Consider the following 351-nt stretch of genomic DNA (forward strand, 5'->3'; position numbering starts at 1 on the left):
GCGCGAACAGGGCAGGGTGGTACCAGGACATGGCCGCGCTCATCGCACCCCTGCGAGTCGTGTGCAAAGATAGCGGTTGATCGCGGCGTTGCGCTGCACCATCTGCAATCGGACGGAAACGATCCGATTGGAACGATGCGCCTCTCTTCTCTAGCCGATTATGCGGTCGTCCTGATGGCCGCCGCCGCGCGCCACTGCGGCGGCGTGGGTCGGCTGAACGCGACCCTGCTCGCGGAGGAGACGGGCGTACCGCTGCCGACCGCGCAGAAGCTGGTCAGCCGCCTTGCCGCGGCGGGTCTGCTGGAAAGTGCGCGCGGTACGGGTGGCGGGTTCCGCCTGTCGCGCCCGCCC

1 protein-coding gene is annotated in these 351 nt (G+C 68.9%); it reads left to right on the forward strand.

Going from position 1 to position 351, the window contains the following annotated elements; all coding sequences use genetic code 11:
• Positions 1–135: 135 nt before the first annotated feature.
• Positions 136–351: RrF2 family transcriptional regulator (locus AC0IYH_RS30075; RefSeq protein WP_471837760.1), on the forward strand; the 216-nt coding region annotated here is incomplete at its 3' end.

The organism is Pseudomonas sp. AC463, assembly GCF_979253585.1.